This is a genomic window from Saccharothrix variisporea, assembly GCF_003634995.1.
Taxonomy (GTDB): Bacteria; Actinomycetota; Actinomycetes; order Mycobacteriales; family Pseudonocardiaceae; genus Actinosynnema; species Actinosynnema variisporeum.
On sequence record NZ_RBXR01000001.1, the window covers coordinates 790881 to 808085 of the forward strand.

The 17205-nt window shown below is 70.9% G+C and carries 6 protein-coding genes; 3 read left to right on the forward strand and 3 right to left on the reverse strand.

The features are described from left to right. Positions 1 to 117: 117 nt before the first annotated feature. The 3 genes from DFJ66_RS03565 (at position 118) to DFJ66_RS03575 (ending at position 11622) form a co-directional block, all read left to right on the forward strand. Complete coding sequence (locus DFJ66_RS03565; RefSeq protein WP_121217890.1) at positions 118 to 10602, forward strand: calcium-binding protein; 10485 nt, start codon at positions 118 to 120, stop codon at positions 10600 to 10602. Positions 10603 to 10762: 160 nt separating this feature from the next. After that, positions 10763 to 11251 carry a hypothetical protein gene (locus tag DFJ66_RS03570; RefSeq protein WP_147459162.1) on the forward strand — a complete coding sequence of 163 codons (489 nt, stop codon included), beginning with the start codon at positions 10763 to 10765 and terminating at the stop codon, positions 11249 to 11251. A gap of 20 nt (positions 11252 to 11271) precedes the next feature. Next, on the forward strand, positions 11272 to 11622 hold the full coding sequence (locus DFJ66_RS03575; RefSeq protein WP_147459163.1) for a hypothetical protein: 351 nt from the start codon (positions 11272 to 11274) through the stop codon (positions 11620 to 11622). Between the two features lie 46 nt (positions 11623 to 11668). Here the strand turns inward: DFJ66_RS03575 and DFJ66_RS03580 are convergent, their stop codons facing one another. From DFJ66_RS03580 to DFJ66_RS03590, 3 genes are read right to left on the reverse strand one after another with little or no spacing between them, the layout of a single operon-like run. Further along, positions 11669 to 14725: a trypsin-like peptidase domain-containing protein gene (locus DFJ66_RS03580; protein ID WP_121217896.1), complete on the reverse strand. Its 3057-nt coding sequence runs from the start codon at positions 14723 to 14725 to the stop codon at positions 11669 to 11671. A gap of 14 nt (positions 14726 to 14739) precedes the next feature. Next, complete coding sequence (locus DFJ66_RS03585; protein WP_121217898.1) at positions 14740 to 15789, reverse strand: trypsin-like serine peptidase; 1050 nt, start codon at positions 15787 to 15789, stop codon at positions 14740 to 14742. Beyond that, complete coding sequence (locus DFJ66_RS03590) at positions 15716 to 17194, reverse strand: amidohydrolase family protein (RefSeq protein ID WP_121217900.1); 1479 nt, start codon at positions 17192 to 17194, stop codon at positions 15716 to 15718. The genes DFJ66_RS03585 and DFJ66_RS03590 overlap by 74 nt, the downstream gene beginning before the upstream one ends. Between the last annotated feature and the right edge of the window lie 11 nt (positions 17195 to 17205).

Consider the following 17205-nt stretch of genomic DNA (forward strand, 5'->3'; position numbering starts at 1 on the left):
ACAGTTCGGTCGACTCCCGTTGTGGCGCGACCGCCCTGCGGGGTCGTGCCCTGACACACCACACCCGTTCCGGCGCATGGCATCGGGGGCCATCCGCCGTCGAAAGGCGGTCTGGCCATGCGGTCGCACCCTGCTCGGCGCCGTTTCGCGCGCACGTCCCGGCGGATCACCGCCACCCTCACCAGCTTCGCGCTCACCCTGCTCGGCCTGGTGGCGACCACGCCGCCGGCGCACGCGCAGGACGCGGACGTCGCGGCCATCGCCGCCGGCCTGCAGAAGTTCGCCGACTTCAGCCGGGCGCTGGGCTCGGTGGGCGAACTGGGCAAGGCCGTGCCGCTGCTCGGGGTCAGCCCCGGCGGCGCGCTGGGCTTCCAGGACCTGATCGCCAAGACGGTCCACGAGCCGTTGAAGGACAAAGACCACTTCAGCGACCTCGCCGGCAGCTACCCGCTGGGCGGCGACCGCCCCGGCACGCTCACCGTCGCCACCAGCCAGAACGGCTCCGTGCAGCGCGTGGACGCGACCCTGCACGTCACGAAGGTCGCCGACCAGCAGCCGGTCGGCGTGGCCAATTCGAGCCCACCGCTGACGTTCACCACCTCCGGCGCGGTGGACGTGACCTTCACCCTCGACGCCACGCTGCACTTCGCCTACGACAGCGCGAAGAACTGGTTCTACCTGGTCAAGGACGACGCCTCCCCCAAGCTCACCGTGGGCGTGAAGGGCGAGCTGGACGCGAGCGCCTCCCCCACCGCCGGTTTCGGCATCCTCGGCGTGGACCTGGACAAGGCGAACTCGCACGTCACCGTCGAAGCGAACATCGCCGCGACCGCCGACGACCCCGACGGTGACGGCAGGCTGGCCACCGACCCGCCCGGGTCGGGCACCGGCACCGCCGAACTCGCCGCCTCCGGCGCGGCGGCGGGCCTGTTCCACATCGGACTGGCCTCCCCGGCCGGCAAGGTCGACGCCGCCCTCCAGTTCACCGCCCAGTCCCTGGCCGGCACGTCGGTCGGCGGCATCACCGGCAAGGTCGAGGTGAAGTGGCCCGACATCGCCACCGGCTCCCCCGCCGTGACCGTGGGCGCCTCGGACCTGGCGCAGCTCACCCGGTTCACCACGCTGAGCCCGCGTGACCTGCTGGAGGGCCTGAGCCACCTGGTCAACTCGATCGAGGCGATCCAGCGCGCGCAGTGGGGCGACCAGGCCAAGCCGATCGGCAACGTGAACCTGCCGTTCATGCGCGGCACGCTGGCCGACGCCGTCGCCGCGGGCTCGGTGCTCAAGGAGTTCGTGGACGCCAACGTCTTCAACCCGGCCAAGGGCGACGACCCCGCCAAGGCCGGGCTGCCGAAGTTCAGCTCCATCCAGGAGATGTTCTCCAAGCTCAACACGGGTCCCATCGCCGTCTCGGGCGTGGACTTCAACGACACCACCAAGAAGCTCGCCTTCACGCTCACCATGACCCGCACCGCGCCCAACGACGGCGCCAAGCTGGACGTGGTCGCCGAGCTGACCTCGGGTCAGGGCGCGGACGTCAGCTACGAGGCCAAGAAGCTCAAGCACGTCAACAAGACCAAGCCGTGGCCCGTGGACGGGTTCAAGGGCCGGATCGTCTCCGCCGGCACCTCGCAGGGCGTGGTGAAGACCAACTCCGCCGACGAGATCGAGCTGGAGGAGCCGTGGTCCGCGGGCACGCCCGCGCCCGGCGCCGCCTACAAGGTCAACTCCCCCGACCCGATGACCGGCCAGGTCACCTTCGGGGACACGTTCGCGTCCAAGGGCCTGCGCGACGCGAACGGCCTGACCGCCACCGCGACGGTGAAGCCGGGTTTCGTCGCCACGGCCACCCTGGTGCTGGACCTGCGCGACCCGATCAAGGGTGACGCGTGCAAGCCGCTGGACCCGGACGCCGCCGCCACCGGCTGCCCGTTCGCGGACAAGAACCCGGACGGCACCACGACCCTGGTCACCAGCCTGCCCCGCACGCCGGACCGGTTCCTGCTGCGCACCGGCGGCGACCTGATCAAGGCCGACGCGCCCGTGGACACCAAGGTCGACGTCAACGGCAGCGTGGGCTACCTGAAGGTCCACCTGTCCGGTGACCTGTCGATGTCCAAGAAGGACGGTTCGGCGAACATGCTGACCGTGGGCCTGAAGAAGGTCGGCGACGCGGACGGCGACCTGCCGCTGGCGCAGGTGTTCCCCAAACTGGTGGACGACCTGGCCACGCCCGCGAAGGAGCCGGAGAACCTGCTCACCGTCGCGGTCGGCGCGAAGGCGAACGCCACCGTGAAGCTCGACGTCCCGGGCATCACGGACTTCTTCGGCGGCCCGGTCGAGGTCGGCGTGTCGATGCCCGACATCACCACCCCGTCCGCCGTGGACTTCACCGGCCTGGACAAGCTGGACAAGGCCAAGGCGTTCGACTTCGACCCGGACAACCCGCGCGCCATGTTCGGCCAGATCCTCAAGGCGTTGCAGGTGCTCAACGGCTCGTTGCAGAAGGTGGACGGCGACGGCTCGGTGAAGACCGCGCTGACCACCCCGCTGCCCGTGGTCGGCAAGTCGCTGAGCGACCTGCTCGGCAGCGCCGACTCCGGCTCCGGGCCGAAGGTGTCGTACGGCAACACGACCTTCAACGGCAAGGACGTCGGCTACATCGAGGACACCGGCCGCACGTTCGGCGACGACCACGAGAAGCGGGCCGTGCTGGTCGGCACCCAGGTGGGTGTCGTGGTGGACGCGAACCAGAACCGCGTGCTGCTGAGCGAGAAGTGGACGAACCCGCCCGCCAAGGGCACCGCCTACACCTTCCGCAGCCCGCTGGAGGACGCGGTCGACAAGCTGACCGCCGCCCCGCCGGACTACCTGCAGGACATGGTGGCGATCCTCAACGACGCGCTGCCGGACGGCAGCGGGGTGTCCTTCGCCTACCAGGAGGTCGACTCCAAGCCGTCCATCGTGCTGAACGTGGACGTGAAGCGGAACGTGGCCACGGCCCAGCCGGTGCGGTTCTCGTTCACCGACGAGAAGGGCACGGGCCGGTCGCTGGTCTCCGCCGAGGGCGAGGCCGTGGCGAACCTGGCGCTGACCGGGTCCACCAAGGTCGGGTTCGTGCTGCCGCTGGACAAGGACGGCACCCCGGACAACGCCACCGAACTGAAGGTGCTGCCGAACTCCACCGTCGACCTGACCGCGCACGGCGGGATCTCCGGCGTGGTGAAGTCCTCCATCGGCCCGTTGTCGATCGCGCTGGGCAACCCCGGCGGGTCGGAGAAGGCCGTGGTGAACGCGCACTACAACGCCCACCTGGGTTACGGCCCCGGCGGCACGGCACCGGTCTCGCTGGCCGATTTCGTCAAGAACGTCTCGCTGAGCCTCAACGGCGACAACCAGCCGGTGACGTGCCCGGGTGACCCGGAGGCGGACACGGACCTCGCGCTGTGCGCGGTCATGCCGGTGTTCGTCAGCTCCGACAACCAGAACTGGACCAAGCTGGCCGGACCGGGTGACTCGTTCATCGTCCGGCTGCCGCGCCAGGTGGACAACCTCGGTGAGGCGTTCTCGTTCACGCCGGACCTGCCGGGTGGGGTCAAGCGGTTCGAGATGCCCACCGACATCGGCCAGAAGATCCTCGACGCGCTGCTGGACTTCTCGCAGTTCGGCGACGGCATCGAGAAGTACCTGGCCATGATCGAACGGGCGCTGCGCACGGCCGCGTTCGACGGCAAGCTGCCGCTGGTCGGCGACGACCTCCAGCAGGGCGCGGACAAGTTCGGCCAGTTGCGCGCGAAGATCCAGCAGGCGATGGCCCAGATGCCCGGCGGCGGGCGGGTGAACAACACCGGCGAGCTGGCCGACTGGGTCAACAACCACCTCAAGCCCGCGGTGGGCAGCGCGGTCACGGTCGGCTTCACCTGTGACGCCACGCTGCAACCCGCGACCAACCCCACCGCGTCCGCGCAGGGCACCAAGGGCACGACCAAGTACGAGTACGGGATCGTGGCCTCGGCGCAGGGCAAGGACGCGCCGCCGGCGTACGTCGAGGTGCTTGACGGCAACACCACCATCGGCAACGACAACTTCAACACCCTGGGCTGGACCAAGTCCGCCTACGCCACCAGCTACAAGATCATCCGCAAGGACGGCAGCGACTGGAAGGTCGTCGCCGAGGGTCTGAGCAGCGCGACGGTGGCCTACGAGGACAAGAGCCCGACGCTCAACGGCCCGGCCTACACGCCGGAGACCACGAACCCGAAGCTGTCGGACTGCCCGGACGCGGCGGCGTTGCAGGACATCACCGGTGCCACCTTCACCTTCGACCTGTGCGACGGCAAGGTGGACCCGAGCGACACCTGCGCCACCAACGAGCTGAGCCTGAACCGCCCGCTGGACCTGGGCATCCCGGGCCTCTCGCTGCGCGAGTCCGCCGACCCGGCCAAGCGCACCGGCGTCACGGCGGGCCTGTCCTACCGGCTGCACGTGAAGGTCGGCGTGGACAAGAGCACCGGCTTCTACGTTGCCACGCAGGACATCGACCGCCCGGAGTTGGGCCTCAAGCTCGGCTTCACGCTGCCCGCCGACATGAAGGCGCAGCTGGCCTTCCTGGAGGTCGGGCTCAAGCAGCACGCGGGCGGCGCGACCGACCTGTTCTCCGGCAAGTTCCTGGTCGACCTGCACAAGAAGGGCCAGGCCGCCTGCTTCGAGAACTGCGCGGTCGACAACGACGCCCGCATCGCGCTGGCCGACCTGGCCGACGTGACGCAGGTGGCGGACGTGTCGCTGGCGGCGAAGGTCGGCATCGACTGGGACTTCGACGTCACCGCCGGTCCGCTGCCGGGCATCTCCGGCTGGTTCCACCTGAAGTGGGAGTGGAGCCTGGGCCAGAAACCCGGCGACGGCACGCCGGAGATCGCCTTCAGGGACGTGACGCTCAACGCCGGCAAGTTCCTGGGCGCGGTGCTCAAGCCGATCGTGGAGAAGGTGGCGCTGTTCACCAAGCCGATCCAGCCCATCCTGGACCAGCTCTACGCGCCGATCCCGGTGCTGTCGGACCTCTCGCGGGCGGTCGGCGGCGGTGACGTCAACCTGGTCACCATCGCCAAGGCGTTCAGCACCATCGCGGGCGGCCCGGACCTGGAGTTCGTGGACAAGATCCTGAAGACCATCCAGCTGGTCAGCCAGATCACCAACGACGGCGGCGCCATCAAGATCGGCGACTTCACCGTGCTGGGCGACGAGGCCCTGAGGACGGAGAACTCGCCGGACACCGCCGCGAAGCTGATCAGCCTGCCCGGCGACGAGCCCGCCGACCTGCGCGGCGACGTCGACGCGGCGAACGGCGGCCACGGCCTGATCGGCGGAGGCGGCAAGAGCGAGTCCGCCGGGTTCACCTTCCCGATCCTGGAAAAGCCGGTCAAGCTGTTCGGCCTGCTCATGGGCCAGGACGTGGACCTGATCAAGTTCGACTCCGGTCCCCTGCGACTGGCGTTCTCCTACAGCCAGTCCTTCGGCCCGGTCTACGCGCCGCCGCCGGTGCTGGTCAGCATCTCCGGCAGCGCGTCGGTGGAGGCCCGGTTCCGCGCCGGGTTCGACACCTACGGCCTGCGCAAGGCGATCGAGAACAAGCAGGTCGCCGACATCCTCGACTCCATCTACCTGGAGACCACCGACGACGCCGGCAAGCCGCTGCCGGTGGTGACCTTCCGCGGTGAGCTGGCGGCCGGCGCGGCGGTGAGCGTCGTGCTGATCGAGGTGGGCATCAAGGGCGGCGTGGCGCTGACCATCAACCTGAGCTGGGCGGACCCGAACAACGACGGCAAGTTCCGGTTCTTCGAGTTCACCAAGGTCGCGCTGAACAACCCGATGTGCTTGTTCAACATGGACGGCAGGCTCAGCCTGTTCCTGAAGGTGTACATCACCATCGGGTTCTCGCCGTTCAGCGTGTCGTTCGACTTCACGCTGGCCGACATCACGCTGCTCGACTTCTCCGTCAAACCCAACTGCGAGCCACCACCACCGGTCCTGGCACACCCGGACGGCACCACGCTCGTGCTGCACGTCGGTGACGGCCAGACGGGTGCCCGCGGCGACTCGGCGTGGACCGCGCGGGACAACGAGGAGAAGTGGACCGTCACCCAACTGGTGAACAAGGACGGCGGGTTCGAGGGCTTCGCGGTCAGCGCGCTCGGGTTCCGCGAGGAGCACCGGGACAAGAACCTGACCAAGGTCTTCGCGGACGCCACCAACGACGTCGGCAAGCGCGTGTTCGTCTTCCAGGGCGACGGCGACAAGAGCGGCGCGGGTGAGGACAAGGCGGCCGAGGCCAAGCCGTTCGACAAGGCGGTCGAGGTGACCGGCGGCAAGGGCGACGACTCGATCAAGACCGGCATCGGCCCGTCCACGGTCAACGGTGGTCCGGGCAACGACCAGATCACCACCGGCGACCTGCACACCGCGTTCGGCGGCAAGGGCACGGCCACGGTCAACGGCGGCGACGGCGACGACTCGATCACCGTCGGCGGGGCGGGCGACGTGGTGAACGGCGGTCCGGGCAACGACCGGATCGCGGCGGGCCTGGGCGTGAACACGCTCGACGGCGGCGACGGTGACGACACCATCGGCATCGGCTCCGACAGCCCGCTGGCCGAGACCAACCCGGGCAAGCCGGAGTACGTGGCCCAGCAGAACACCATCGTCGGCGGCCACGGCAGCGACAAGATCTCCGGCGGCTCCGGCCCGGACACTATCTACACCAGCTTCCGCATCGGCGACCCCGCCGACGAGACCGGGGTGGACGAGCCTGGCTGGCCGGACAAGACGACGGTCAACGGCGACATCGTGGACGCCACCAACACCGTGGACACCGGCACGGGTACGGACACCGTGTACGGCAGCCAGGGCGTGGACATGGTCACCGGGCACTCGAAGCCCGACCAGGTCGACGACATCCGCGGCGGCGGCAACAACGACGTGCTGACCGGCGGGTTCGGCAAGGACAAGGTGTTCGGCGGTCCCGGCCACGACTACGTGATCGCGGAACCGTCCGACGTGGGCGGCGAGACCGGCTCGGGCGACTTCGGCCCGCTGCGCTCGGTGGGCCACCGGCCGCTGCCCGCGAACGTGAGCCCGTCGTCGAAGCTGCTGGTCGGCGGGTACGGCAACGACCACGTCATCGGCGGCGACGGCGGTGCCGAGATCTACGGCGACCGCTACGCCAACCCGTGCACCCCGCCCGGCGACCCGGCGTCCAAGCCGCCGGCCGAACCGCTGGACAGCGCGGACGGGCGCGACCTGATCACCGGTGGCACCGGGGTCGAGGTGGTCGCGGCCGGCGGCGCGGCGGACGACGTGGACCTGCGGGCCGGTGTCGATGTGGCGTGCGGCCAACTCGGCGACGACGTCATCGGCGGCGGCAACGACGACGACACGCTGTACGGCGGCGGCGGGCTCGACCTGGTGTACGGCGACGCCGGCAAGGACCACGTCTACGGCAACGACGACAACGACACCCTCTACGGCGGCACGCAGGACGACGTGGTGGAGGGCAACAACGGCTCCGACACCGCGTTCGGCGGCGCGGACTCCGACGTCGTGGTCGGCGGCACCCGCAAGGCCGGCGAGGCCGACCAGGGCGACACCCTGTACGGCGACTCCGGCGCGGACCTGGTGATCGGCGACAACGGCGACGGGCCGGTGGCCACCGGCGGACCGTTCGACCTCGACGGCGCGAACGCGGCGGCGGGCGGTCCGGACTTCGTGTTCGGCGGCGACTCCGATGACCGGGCGTTCGGTGGTCTGGCGCACGACGAGGTGTCCGGTGGCGTGAACGACGACTACCTGGAGGGCAACAACGCCGACGACGTCGTGCACGGCGACAGCGGCGAGGACCGGGTGATCGGTGGCTCTTCCCAGGTGGCGTCCACTGTGGACGGCCACCAGGTGGGTCGGCCGGACGCCGGGGACAAGCTGTTCGGCGACTCCGGTCCGGACCTGATCACCGGTGACAACGCGGTGCTCGCCCTGGGTGAGTCCTCGCCGATCACTTCGGGCCGCGGGTTCGGCAAGCAGCACAAGATCACGCTGCTGGACCTCGGCTACTCCCCCACCGCGGGCACGTCCGGTGACGACGTGATCAGCGGCGGCGGCGAGCAGGACGTGGTCCTGGCCCAGGGCGGTGCCGACACCGTCACCGGTGACGACGCCGACGACTACGCCGAGGGCGGTCCGGGCACGGACACGATCTCGGGCAACGAGGGCCAGGACGACCTGGTCGGCGGCTCGTCCACGGAGGAAGCCGCGGGCGTCGGACAGCCCGACGTCGGCGACACCATCCACGGCGACAACGGCCAGGACGTGGCCATCGGCGACAACGGTTCGCTGCTGCGCACCGGCCCGCCGTCGCGGCTGACGCAGGAACGCGGCATGACCGCACGCGGGATCGTGCTGCTGGACCTGGGCCTGACCCCGCACGCCGACTCCTCCGGCGCGGACGAGGTGTGGGGCGACGACGCCACCGACGTGCTGCTCGGCCAGGCCGGTCCCGACCGCCTCAAGGGCAACGGTGCCGACGACTACGTCGAGGGTGACCAGGGCGTCGACTGGATCGAGGGCAACGACGGCAACGACGACCTCGTGGGCGGCAGCAGCACGCCGCTGACCGGGTCCTCGGGGCAGACCGACGCCGCCGACGCGATCTTCGGCGGCAACGGCGACGACGTCGGCATCGGCGACAACGGCGTGGTCAACCGGCCCGCCGCGGGCGAGACCCCCACCCGGGCGACGAAGCGGCTGGCCACCACCGGCGGCAACCCGATCACCGGGCGGGTCGTGGTGGAGTACGACCTCGCGCCAGCGCCCCCGGCCGACCGGTACGGCGACGACCGGATGTCCGGCGGGTCGGGCGTGGACGTGCTGTGGGGCCAGGACGGCGGGGACTTCCTGTCCGGCGGCGGCCAGGCCGACTACCTGGAGGGCAACGGCGGCGCGGACGTGCTGCGCGGCGACCTCGGGCTCGGCGAGGCCTCCTCGGAGACCACCGTGGTCCCGCTGGCCGACCCGGGCTGGCCCGGCACGCCTTCGGGTGCGCTGGACGGCTCCGACCCGTCACACGGCCAGGACGACATGATCGGCGGCAGCGCGGCGGCCGGGTTCCGCGACGGCGGCGACGCCTTCGAGGGCAACGGCGCCGACGACGTCGAGCTGGGCGACAACGGTTCGCTGGTGCGGACCTTGGAGGGCCAGCCGGGGTCGATGAAGGAGAAGGTGTACGCGCAGCGGTACGCGGCCGGCCTGGTGCCGGACAACGCCACCGTGTCCCGCACGCACGACCCGGACCTGCCCGGCCCGTCCACCCGGTTCTGCACCACCGCACAGGCCACGTGCGAACCGGTGGGTGCCTTCGGCAACGACACCATGTTCGGTGACGACGGCAACGACGGGATGTGGGGTCAGGACGGCGACGACACCATGACCGGGTCCGCCGGCGACGACGACATGTACGGCGAGCTCGGCAACGACACCATGTCCGGCAACGACGGCGAGGACGCCATGGTCGGCGACCGCGGCGGTGTCGTGAACGAGCGGCTCAACGCCGACGACGTGGCCGCCCGCGGCTTCACGACGACGTTGAGCTCGGTGCCGCAGGAGTCCTACACCGGTTTCCGGCTCGGTTCCTACGACCGGCGCGTGGACCTGCTGCACGACGTGGACGGCGACCAGTTCATCGGCGGGCCTTCCGCTCCGGCCATGCCGCACAACGGCATCGACGAGGGCGGCGACGACCGCATCCGCGGTGGTCTCGGCAACGACAACATCCACGCCGGCTTCGGCGACGACCTGGCCAACGGCGACAGCGGCGGCGATCAGGTCTTCGGCGGCGACGGCGCGGACGCCCTGTGGGGCGGCAAGGGCTGCGACCCCGCCGCACCGACGCCGGACTGCCTGGTCAACGGCACGTTCAACCCCGACGCGCGGGGCGACAACGACCGGTACGTGGACCACGTCTTCGGCGGCATCGGCGGCTCGTCGGCCGCGTCCCAGGCCGGTGCCATCGGCTCGGACGTGATCGACTTCAACCCGCGCGGCACCTACCCCGGCGGTTGCGCGACCGGCCCGTGGCCCGAGTCCCTGGGCAGCGGTTTCGTCGACCCGTGCTCTTGGTTCGAGATGACCAACAAGACCAACGACACCGCCGACCCGGCAACCCAGGCGGACAACCAACACCACCAGGGCACGGACTGGCTCTACGGCGGCTGGGACCGCGACGTGCTGCAGGGCGACGTGGCCGGCAACGGACCCAACCCCGGCGACCGGTTGATGGACTGGTCGGGCGCGTACAACCTGTACACCCACTGCAACGCGGCTTACGGCGGGTACAACGACATCCGCCAGCGGAGCCCGGGGATGGAGACCTTCCTGCAAAAGCTGGCCTGGGGCACGGGCGCCGGCCAAACCGTCACGGACGCCACCACCTCGGGCACGTCGGCGTTCCGCGAACTGGCCCTGGTCTACCCGTCCGACAACAACGCCCACGGCACCGGCCAGGCGTACCCGACAACCCCGGGCCACTTCGACGACCCGGTCTCCTGCACCGACTGACCCTCCAGTCCGACCACCTCGGCCGCCCCACTTCCCGGTGGGGCGGCCGTTTTGGTGCGCCCTCACCCCATCCGCCGCCGGCAGAGCCGACCAGCTCTCGGCCGATGCCGCCCCGGCGAACTTGGCGCTCACCGGCCCGACGATGGGCTAGCTTGGGCATGTGTCCACGGTTGCCGAAGGTCGGTACGTTCCCGAGTCGCCCACGGTCCTCGGTGAGCGCTCTGGCTCGGTTGGCACGTTCTCGGTGTACCTCGCGCTGCTGTTCATGGTCCTCGCCGGTCCCGGCGTTGCTGTGTTCGGCACGGTTGTCCAGGACGGTTGGCGCGTGATGGCGTGGGCCGGGCTCGGCGTCACCCTCTTCATGACCCCGCTGGGCGTCTTCTTCATGCGCAGCCTGGCCCGAAGCAGGAAGGCCGAGCGCCGGGTCCGCGAGGTCGGTGTCCCCGCCACCGCCGAGATCGTCGCCGTCACCACCGCCTCGGTCGGTGAAGACACCGGTGTCGAGCTCACCCTGCGCGTCACCGGCGCCGGCGTCCGGCCGTTCACCGGCAAGGTTTCCTGCCTACCCGACGACGACCTCCGCGTCGGCACCACCCTCGACGCCCTCGTCCACCCCACGGACAACGCCTTCACCATCGTCGGCCGCTGATCCCTGGGACCATGGCTCACATGGAGCGACACCCTGTGATCGACCAGTGGCTGGTGGACGAGTTGGGCGAGCAAGGCCGTCTCCTCCAGACCATCCCCCAACCCACCGCCATGCTCCTCGTCGCCCGCCGACCCGACCCGCCCGCCATCCCCGACGCCGTGCTCGACGCGTGGCGTCACATCCTGAGCCGTGGACGGCTCGCGGTGGACCAGTCCGAGGACGCCTACATCGACCACGCCCTCGCCCACGGCCACACCTGGGCCGACATCGCCGACGCACTCGACTTCCCGACCCCCGAAGCAGCCCAAGCCCACCACCGGCACCTCAAGGACGAAATCACCCGCGCCCACCCGAGCAAGCGCCGCCGATGAGCTTGTCGACCGAGGACGAGCGATGTCACACGCGCACGCCGCCGGCTCACAGGTGGGACAGCCGCACAGCACGTCCCTCTCTGCGCTCACCAAGCTGTGCGGCGTAGTGCATCCCGATGACGCTGCCCGTGGCGGCGTGGACGAGTGGGGACCCGGCCGTGCCCGGACCGGTGGTGCAGTCGTGGCGGAGCTCGGTCGCGTCGGCGCCCAGCAGCCGGCCGGGCATCACGAGTTTCCGGCTCTCGGCCGCCGGGCCGACCATCGGGTGGCCGACCACGACCACCAGCGTGCCCGGCACGGGCGCCGGCGCGAACGGCAGGGGCTTGGGGCGGGCAGGTCCGTCGGCCACGCGCAGCAGCACCACCTCGGGATAGGTCGGCAGCACCCTGACGACGTCCCGCACGCGGTACCGCCCGCCGTTGTCGCCGCCGAAATCGACCACGACCTCCCGACCGAGGCTCAGCCGCGGGCCGCTGTCGTCCAGGTGGTCGGCGACGACGAACAACGGTGTCGCGATCACCTCGGGCTCGACCAGGAATCCCGTGCCCCAGCGGCCGCCGTCCACCGGCTCGACGCGGCACACCGCCGCGACGACGTCGTGGAGGCGCCTGGGCGCGTCGGCCAGTCCGTCCCAGCCGAACGCCGGCACGTCGAACGTCCCGTCGTGCACCGGGAACCTCGGACGGTCCGCCGCCCACGCCGTCCACGGTGAGCCCGGGACGAGGTTGGTGGCGATGTCGACGAGGTCCGGTTCGAGCGGGCGACGGGTGCTTCGCGACCACTCGTACAACGCCACGAGCCCCGCGGAGAACGTCGGCACGCCCAACCGCACCGCGCGTTCGAAGTACTCGCCGGCCCGGTCGGGACGGCACAAACCCGCGAGTACTTGGCTGTCGGGCAATCCGGGGAAGTGGCGCAGCATGTTCGGCAAGGCCACCTCGGCGAACCGCGCGGCCTCACCGCGCCGCACGAACTCGTACCCGGCGACGCACCCCAGCAAGGGGTCCACCCACTTGCCGTGCAGCAGATCGACCAGCTCTTCCCGGATCGGGACCGGTTTGCCGGTCGAGTAGTAGCGCTGCGCCAGCTCGATGCGGCGCAGGCCCCGCAGGTCGACCCGCGGACGCCGGCCGCCGCGGATCCCGGGCAACTGGTACTGCTGCACCTCTACCCGGCCGTCCGCCTCCAGCACCACGACGAGAACGGCGACGCGATTCGGCAGCGGGCTGATGGCGTAACGAGTGGGCGTGTGCCCGGGTATGCGCAGTTCGAGCCGGACCTGGTCGCGTGGCAGGTCCACGACCCGCTGCGCGGCCACCGGGAACGCGGGCAACACCTCGAACGGACCCGAGTCGAGGGTGTGGCCCGCGCGGTCCCGGACGACCAGCTCGGTTCCGCCCGGCAGGCCCTCCTCCCGGTTCGAGCCGAGGAGGACGAGCGCGGGTCGAGAGCGATCCTGCACGTCCGCCACACCGAACCGAAGCAGGTCGACCGCAGACGCACTCCTGCCGTTGGCCGCTACAGCGGCGAACGCGAGCAGCGATGCCAGGGACGGTCGAGCGATCGGTTCAGTCCCCCTGGCGAGCCGCACGTAACCGCGTCCGTCGACCTGGATGCCCACGTTCCGCAGGAGCCTCGCGACCCCCGATGCCAGTCGTGGCGACGGGGCGTCGAGCACGACGGACGTGGTGCCGCCGGGTTCGACCTCGACCAACTGCTTGTCGCCACCACCATCCGGCAGCACCAGTCCCACCCGGTACAGGCCCGGTCGCAGCTGCGCGGCCACGTCGCCGGATCCCCCGGCCACCTGCACGTTCTCGTTGTCGCACACGGCGATCACCGCGGAGTGGTCGGGGCTGTGCACGTTCAACCGGCCCGTGGTCGGCGCCTCCTCACCCGGACCCTCCAGCGTGGGCGGCGGCCGATCGGCTCCCCCGGGCGCGTACGGACCGCCCTCGGGCAGGCCCGCGCCCGGGGCAGGCGGCGCGTCTTCGGGAACGACGGTCGGCGGACCTTCGAGCCGGAAGGGGATGACCATCGACTCGTACACCGCGCGGCTGATCTTGGCTTCGCCGAACCCCTCGGCACGGGCCCGGAACGTGTAGTCGAACGGCGGCAGTTCCACCACCGAGGTCGGCTCCACCGGCGGGCCGGAGGTCCACCGCTCGCCCGCGTCGCCCGGCTGCGGACTGGCCACGGTGAGGGTGCAGGCGTCCCTGGCGGCGCCCGGCCGCACCTGGATGCGGACGGTCACCGGCGGCACCTGGTCGGCCGGGACCGCGACCAGCACGGCGTCCTCCGCGCCCGTCATCGGTACCTGGGGTTCCTGGACGAACCCCTCGGTGCCCACCATGCCCGCCAACCGCGGCCGGATAGCGGTCTTGACGTGCCGGGCCAGGGAGCTGAACCGCACTTCGTACTGCTGCTCGCAGGTCGACCACACGAGCGCGGTGCTCACGCCGCGCAGGCCGTCCATCAACAACGGCGTGAACACGCCTTGGTTCAGCCGGGCGTTCGCGGCGGCGCGCCGGCCGAGGGACGTGGCGTACATGATGTGCTGGTCGGCGACGACCGGGGTGCCTCCGCGCACGGGCACCCACGCCACCCCCAGGGAGCCGACGACCGGCCGGAAGGTGTCCTGCAGAGCCAGGTCGCGGCACGCGTCGATGAAGAAGAACTGCTCCAGTGGCGCGACGCCGCGCAGTTCCGTGACCACCGCCGAGAACAGGACGAGGAGGTTCTTGTCCCGGTTCCAGACCACCATGTCCGACGGCACCAGCACGGGCTCCCCCGGTGCCCCGACTTCGACACCGGGAGAGGTGAGCCCGTGCCCCGCGTAGTAGAAGAACAAGCGGTCCGCACCGGCCGCCTCGCCCGAGGAGACCTCGTACAGGGCGTTGCGGATGGCTTCCGACGTCGCCGGACGGTGCGGTGCGGGCACCGGTTCGTGCGGACTGAGCAGCAGGCGCACGTTGTCCGGCGGGACACCGCCTGCCGTGCCGGCCCACTCCGCGAACCGCAGGGCGTCCGCCACAGCGCCTCGGAGTGCGAAATCCGGGTTTTCGTAGCGGTCGATGCCGATCACGATCGCGAAGTTGGCCATGTCCCGTCCCCCGGTCAGCCGAACTCGACTCCGGCCTTCGCCAGCAGCGGGTCGTCGCGCAGCGCCCACAGCGCCACCGCCGTGTTGTGCTTGAGGTAGACACCGCCGAAGTGCAGACCGAGGACCTGGTTGGTCTCCAGGTCCACCAGGCACGACCCGGAGTTGCCGCCCAGGGTGGAGCAGTCGTGGAACACCGTCCCGAGCTCCGGCGAGTACGACATCACCCCGCCGGGTTGGAGCCGTTTCACGTTGTAGATGTCGGAGAACACCCGCTTCATCGCGGCGGGGTCGTTGCGCGGGTCGAACGCCGGGTAGCCCATCGCGTAGACGACACGCCCCACCAGCGAGTCCGGCGGGTTCTCGCGGACCTCGAAGTTCCCGACGCCGCCGGCGAGGTACGGCGACTGCCGGTCGACCTTGAACACCGCCAGGTCGGGTCGCGGCGGGTAGCCGGGGTGCACGCCGACCAGGGAGACGATGTCGACCCGCGTCGAGCCGCCCGCGTCCGGGTCGTCGGTGAAGTCCACCGTCGACGACCCCGGCTCGTAGCCGCCACCGGGGTCGCACATCAGCTCGGCGACGTGCCCGTTGGTCATCAGCACGTCCTCACCCACGAGGAACCCGGTGCCCAGGTACGGCGGTCCGTCCGGTGTCGGGTTCGCCCACTGGATGCGTCCGACCTGCCGGGAGGCTTCCTCGATCCCCGCGCGGTACGCCGTCAGCCCCTGCCACGGCACCTTCGGCGGCTCGAACGCGCCGTCGCGCATCAGGAGCGCGGGTCGCAGCGCGAGGTTGACTATGGCTTCCAAGCCGTCGGCCTCGTCGTCGGTCAGGTCCGCCGCGCTGCCCGCCGTGCGCAGCTTCTCCAGGGCTCGGGCGCCCCGGTCGACCATCCTGTCCTGTTCTCGGAACTCCGGTGCGTCCAGGTCCACGCGGGGGCCGGTGACCGCGCGGGTGTGGATGGCGGTGGCCAGCAGCTCCTGGCCGTTGTCACGGACGTACTCGGTCAGCTCGTCCAGGTTGTCGGTCAAGCGGAGCGCTTCCTCGATCACGGGGCGGGTCATCGTTGCCTCCACGGTGGGGTGGGTGTTCGAGCCAGGACGGCATCCGCTCGGGCGCGAACCGGGAGTACCGCTCGGCGAGGCGGGTGGCGTTGCGGTTGTCGGGGTCGTCGAAGCCGAGGAACGACAGCGCGTTGGCGCCCAGGAAGGCGTCCCGGGCTTCCGGGCCGAACGCGGCCTCGTAGCGCGAGCGGTAGGTGTCCAGGAACCGGTCGTAGCCCCGTTGCTGGGCGACCATGTACCAGTCCGAGCCGTACATGAGCCGCTGCCCGAGGCACGGGTACGCCTTCGACAACTCGCGCAGCAGGGCGAAGTAGGCATCGACCTCGGCCGGAGAACCGACGCCGTGGTTGCCGACGTCGGCGTACAGGCCCGGGTGGGTGGCCATCGCCTCGGCGATGCGGTGGGGCCACCGGGCCTCTGCCGCCCCGCCGAAGTGGCCGAGGTTGAGGTGCAGGCCGGGGTGGCGGTCGAGCAGGGCCACCCACTCCCCCGGATCGCCGAACCCCAGGTAGTCCTCGTCGGCGTGGATCGAGTCCGCGCTGTGCGCCGTGATGGGCACGTGCTCCTCGACGCACCAGGCCGCCAGGGCGTCCACGATGTCGTCCAGGCGCTTCGCCTCGCGCTCGGACAGACCGGGGCGGGGCCGGTTGCCGGTGGGCCGCCACCCCATCGGCGGGTACACCTTCACGCCGACGAAGCCGTACTCGCGCACGGCGAGCTTGACCAGGTCCAGCGGGGTCTCGATCGGCTCGGCGCGTTCGGCTCGCAGTTGGCGCAGCGGGTCGAACCCGACGAACGGGTGCAGGCGCACCTTCCCCGCGTCCGGCAGGACACCGAGCATCGACGCCCGGCTGAGCTTCTCGAACAGCACCACCTGCTGGCGACCGGTCAAGACCGCGCTGTCGCCGAGGCCGGTGCCCAGGTCGACCAGCAACGGCACGGCGAGGTCCAGTTCGTCCTGGAAGTCGGCGACCAGGTCCGCCACGAGGTCCAGTCGCGACCGGGCGAACAGCGTGACGAAGCGCAGCAGCCGTCGTACGTCACCCGGGCGCAGCGACTCCTGCCCGACGACACCCTCCTCGGCCGCGAGCGCCGCACCCGCCTGGGCCAGGAGGTCCGGGTTCGTCGCGGCGAGCGTGGCGTAGGCCGACTCGACCTGGGCGTCGAGAGCGGTGCGCGGCACCGCCGGCTGGACGCTTTCCAGGCCGTCCGCGCCCACCAACAGGGTGTCCAGGCGGGCCAGGTCGTGGGCGTGGTCGGCGGCGAAGCCCTGCAACGCGAAGTCGAGCAGCCCGGCCACGGCCGCACCGAGGCCGGCGTTGTGCAGGAAGACCCGCTGCACGAAGCCGTACACCGGCAGGTCGTCGGCGTTGAAGACGTGGCAGTGGACGTCGACGGTGGTCATCGGGCGACCCC

Bases quoted from the DNA above. Each gene is read 5' to 3' on its own strand.
- DFJ66_RS03565 (WP_121217890.1), top strand. From the start codon at position 118: ATGCGGTCGCACCCTGCTCGGCGCCGTTTCGCGCGCACGTCCCGGCGG.
- DFJ66_RS03575 (WP_147459163.1), top strand. From the start codon at position 11,272: ATGGAGCGACACCCTGTGATCGACCAGTGGCTGGTGGACGAGTTGGGC.
- DFJ66_RS03590 (WP_121217900.1), bottom strand. From the start codon at position 17,194: ATGACCACCGTCGACGTCCACTGCCACGTCTTCAACGCCGACGACCTG.
- DFJ66_RS03580 (WP_121217896.1), bottom strand. From the start codon at position 14,725: ATGGCCAACTTCGCGATCGTGATCGGCATCGACCGCTACGAAAACCCG.
- DFJ66_RS03585 (WP_121217898.1), bottom strand. From the start codon at position 15,789: ATGACCCGCCCCGTGATCGAGGAAGCGCTCCGCTTGACCGACAACCTG.